Consider the following 2,244-nt stretch of genomic DNA (forward strand, 5'->3'; position numbering starts at 1 on the left):
CAGTACCCGGCGTCCCAGTGCCCGGAGTTCCGGTACCTGGCGTTCCAGTACCCGGTGTTCCAGTACCCGGTGTCCCAGTGCCCGGAGTTCCAGTACCCGGCGTTCCGGTGCCAGTGCCCGGCGTTCCGGTGCCAGTACCCGGCGTTCCGGTGCCAGTACCCGGCGTTCCGGTGCCAGTACCCGGAGTTCCGGTGCCAGTACCCGGAGTTCCAGTGCCGTCACCCAACCCGAACTGCGGCAGTCCGTTTTCGCAGGTGAAGCGGATGCTGTGGCTGCCGCCCGACATCGTGGTCACGCCGCTCTCGTCGGTCGTGATCTCATAGTCCGTCGGGGCCACGCCTGCCGGAAGCTCGATCACGTCCTGCGGGCGCAGAGTGCCGATAATGGTGTCGTTGCCACCGTTGGAGCGGAACAGGATCCGGTGCGCCGACTGCAGCGACGTGATGTCAACGGTGTTATCGCCTTCGTCGCTGTTAATCGTGATGGTGTTGAAGTTCAGGCTCGTCGGATTGAAGTCTCCCACGGCTGTAACGGTGTCGTTCCCTGCCCCGGTGTTGATCGTGATTTCCTCGATGTTATCGAGTTCCGCGATCACAGAACCGTTGCGGGTAATGACGATCTCCGTGTCGGTCTTCAGACCATTGATGCCCGAGGCGGCAGCCGCTGTCCGAGAATACACCACAAAGGCTTCCGCAGTGCCGCTGCCATTCACTATGAACCGGTCGTCCGTTCCAGCGCCACCGTCAACGAAGTCACGGCCGTCATTCGATATATCGAAGAGGCCGCCGAATGATCTTGCGCCCCAGTTGACAGTCTCGTCGCCGAGACCACCTTCCAAGGCGCTGTTTGCGTCGTTTCCGACCAGGATGTCGCTGCCGTTTCCGCCGCTGATCGGAGCAGTCGTATCCCGCACGACATTGACATTTCCGGTCCTGGTCGTTTGACCATCGCCCACGGTATAGGTGAACGAGCCGCCGTTCGTGAGTCCGATGTCCGTGATAGTGATCGATCCGTCGGAGCGGGTGACCGTCAGATTGGTCGCCGCGCTGACGCCTGAGATCACAAGCGGAGTGCTGTCCACATCGCTGTCGTTGTTGAGGAACACCCAGTCCGGCAGTGTGAACGCCTGGTTATTGACGAAGTTCGTCACGATCCTGTCAGCCCCAGGGCTTGGGGCATCGTTGACCGCAATCACGTTGACCGTGGTGGTCGCTACGTTACTGTCCATGAGGCCGTCGTTCACCGTGACTTCGATGATCCGATCTACCGTGCTCGGGTTCTGGGACGTGTTGTCGAAGGTGATCGACTGGATCACCCGCTGATACACACTCAGGGACGCCTCACCGGTCAGGGTCAGGACGATTTGGCCTCCCACCAAGGCGATGTTGGCAGTGATCCCGGTTCCGGTCAGACTGCCGATATCGAGGTCGTCTCCTGGCTGAGCATTGGTCACGACGATCCTGGCCGAGGCCATCTGAGCTGAGTCGTCTACGATGCTCGGCAGGGACGCGATCGTAACCGCGGCTCCGTCTTCCGTGTAGGTCGTCTCGTAATCCACCGACGGCGAGACTGCCGGCACCGTCACGTCAAGTGCGAGATTGTCGATGGTCACGAACTCGTTGGCGAGGCTGATGGCCGTAGCTTCGAAGCGGACAGCGGCATTGGCGGTGAACGGGCCGGTCAGGTCGAAGGTGCGGTTTACCGTAGCGCCATTGCCCGTGATGGTGTCCAGCAGCGTGAAGGTGACCCCATCCGCGGAGAAGAACACTCTCACGGCTTCGCCAGCATCGAGCTGATCGGGATTAGCCGAGTAGCTCAGGCGTGCCGAGACGCCGTCGGCAAGATTGACGCTGCGCTGGATACTGGCGCCGTTGCCCTGATCGAACTGGAGTGTCCCGGCTGTAATCCGGATCTGACCGGTGGCAGCCGTCGCGTTGTCGTCATCGCCGGTTTCGACCCAGCTCCCGCCCCACGCCCTGGTGCCGGAGTTGTTGCTGTAGGGGGCAGTGAGATTGTTGAAGTTGTCGGCGACTGTCCCGCCCGGGTCAAAGGCATTGAGCTTGAGGTCTGGGGGGGTCAGGTTGACGACGCCGTCGGCGAAGCTCAGGCGCTCGATGTTCCGCAGCTTGTCCACCCCGTCGGAGACCCGTGCATCGACTCCGGCCGGGACATTGGCCGGATCGAAGCCCGTGTGGCTGACGAGGATTGCGCCGTCGGAGCTTGTGGTGATGGTGTAGTTGGCAC

The 2,244-nt window shown here is 61.8% G+C and carries 1 protein-coding gene; it reads right to left on the reverse strand.

Annotation, left to right across the window (positions count from 1 at the left end):
• On the reverse strand, nt 1-2,244 hold a 2,244-nt coding region (locus tag AC5JJ6_RS10495; protein ID WP_496041983.1), incomplete at both ends, for a cadherin-like domain-containing protein.

Source organism: Skermanella sp., assembly GCF_059503625.1.